The organism is Streptococcus sp. KR (genome assembly GCF_002238115.1).
Taxonomy (GTDB): Bacteria; Bacillota; Bacilli; order Lactobacillales; family Streptococcaceae; genus Streptococcus.
The window spans coordinates 1-1,940 of the sequence record NZ_NGVM01000054.1 but is presented as its reverse complement, the minus strand read 5'-3'; the positions used below and the strand labels follow the sequence as shown (position 1 = coordinate 1,940).

Sequence of the window (1,940 nt, the reverse complement as noted above, 5' to 3'; positions counted from 1 at the left end):
TTGTTTTTCTAAAATACATCTTTCAAATATCCTTAAATATAATAAAAAGAGATGGGCAAAATCTCAATTCCTGAAGAAAATGGAGTAAATCATCCCACAAGAAAACGCATAATTTCAAGTTTTTCAACACCTGAGACTATGCGTTTTTTGGTTCTAAAAAATTTTCGCCCACCTAAAACAACTAACAAAAGTTATAAGTAGATTATATTTTAAAAGTCAAGATCTAACAACCATTTAGATTAGTTAAATCTTTCAATCTTTCTTCTCCAGATTTAAGCATCTCTTTCTCCACTTGATTCAATTCTCCAAATAGTAAATCATGAAGAACGGTTGCTGCTGAAGTTGTATTTTCTCCTGAATCATATACACAACTTCTATCTCGTTGATAAATTTGAATTCTTTCAAAGATAGCTAGTTCTTCCAGTTGTCGTGTATTATCAACTAGATGATTTACAATGAAATTATGATGTGCTTTTGGAGTTGCGCGTGCTTGATTTGGATTGATAGCGTGCAGTTCTTCATAACGGATAAGAGTACTTAGATACGACAGTTCAGGCTTTGTCGCAATTAAGGCCAATTGTACTTCATATCCCTTATTTTTCAAGAGTTGTGCCGTTTTCTTTGGAACATCAATTGTTCGTAAAGTTCCCTCGATCAAAAGATTGTATCCCAAATGACTCAATTCAGTTACTAAAGACTCTACCATTTTCCCTGCAAAATCCTTGGTGTATTCTACACTATCTTTTCCATATTCTTGCTGCAGTTCTAAATAGTGTGGATGCTGAGAACGAAAACTATCACCATCTATGATAACAATATTTCCTTGAAATTCTTTCTGTTTAATACGATGAATTGTAGTCTTACCGGCACCACTTTGCCCTCCAAGCAAAATCGCTATAGGTTGTTTACTGGATTTTTTCCCTCTTATCAGTGAGCGAAGGTTCCGTGCTAGAGCATGTTTGAATTCACTATCAGTATAATCTTGGATTTCCATTAGGCTACCATCCGTTTTTCAGATATCTCTAACATGCGCTCAATTCCATCCAAATATCCGCTATATCTCTCTATTTCATCAAAAGTTTCTACTAAATAGATATTCGTATGAATCAAGTTAGATAGATCATCACTCATTAAAATCCAAGGATTAGATTCATCATCAATGCTAATTCCCTGACTATCTTGATAACGATAGAGTCGAGATAGTAGATTAGCACCTCTTTCTTTCACAATTTCAATTTTTAAAGTCAATTCATAATCTTCAACAGGATTGAGCATTTTATCTTCTCCTACGATATCGACATAAGATACATTAAACTTCTGACAAATGATATCTATTAGTTCCGTAGAGACTGAACTAGTTCCATTTTCATAACGACTCAAGCTATTTCGTGAAATACCTACAATTCGTGCAAATTCGGGTTGTGTTAAGTCATGTGTTTTACGTAAGGATTTTATGTTCTTTCCAATCATGGCAAACTCCTTTATTTTTCTAAATCCATTATAGCATAAAAAAGCAGAACGCACCAAAATTGGTGCGTTGTTTGTTGTTTTTCTAGCCTAAACTTTACTTCTAAAAAGCCACCTTAAAGACTAATTCCTTTTTCGGTGGCTTTTCAAAATACTATACAATAAAATACTCTTGTTTAATTTTTGTAAGCAGGTTGTTAGCAACCGAAGTTACACCAACATGCATCAGTTCAGGATCAGAATAATCTAGATTACGAGCATAGCCTTCTGCAACAGTCTGAGCAATACGCTCATCCAATTTATAATTAGAGGCTTTTAATAGTGCTTGAAATAATTCTGAACTATAAAGTTTAATATTATTTTCCAACGATACTACTGCCATTTTTGTAACTCCTCTCCTGTCTTTGATTGATAAACTTTCTCTATTTTCATTATATCACAAAAAGATTGGTTGTGAATGGATAATTGTTTAA

At 33.3% G+C, this 1,940-nt stretch carries 3 protein-coding genes; all 3 read right to left on the bottom strand.

The window, feature by feature from the left end; translation table 11 throughout:
- Window positions 1-223 precede the first annotated feature (223 nt).
- The gene (pezT, locus tag CBI42_RS10685) at window positions 224-994 is read right to left on the bottom strand and encodes a type II toxin-antitoxin system toxin PezT (protein ID WP_094753960.1); all 771 of its coding nucleotides are present in this window, start codon (window positions 992-994) and stop codon (window positions 224-226) included.
- The gene (gene pezA / locus CBI42_RS10680; RefSeq protein ID WP_094753959.1) at window positions 994-1,470 is read right to left on the bottom strand and encodes a type II toxin-antitoxin system antitoxin PezA; all 477 of its coding nucleotides are present in this window, start codon (window positions 1,468-1,470) and stop codon (window positions 994-996) included. Before pezA ends, pezT begins: the two co-directional genes overlap by 1 nt.
- Before the next feature lie 151 nt (window positions 1,471-1,621).
- On the bottom strand, window positions 1,622-1,849 hold the full coding sequence (locus tag CBI42_RS10675; RefSeq protein WP_000301902.1) for a hypothetical protein: 228 nt from the start codon (window positions 1,847-1,849) through the stop codon (window positions 1,622-1,624).
- Between the last annotated feature and the right edge of the window lie 91 nt (window positions 1,850-1,940).

Coding starts and splice junctions, on each gene's coding strand:
- CBI42_RS10675 (WP_000301902.1), bottom strand. CDS start 1,849: ATGGCAGTAGTATCGTTGGAAAATAATATTAAACTTTATAGTTCAGAA.
- pezT (WP_094753960.1), bottom strand. CDS start 994: ATGGAAATCCAAGATTATACTGATAGTGAATTCAAACATGCTCTAGCA.
- pezA (WP_094753959.1), bottom strand. CDS start 1,470: ATGATTGGAAAGAACATAAAATCCTTACGTAAAACACATGACTTAACA.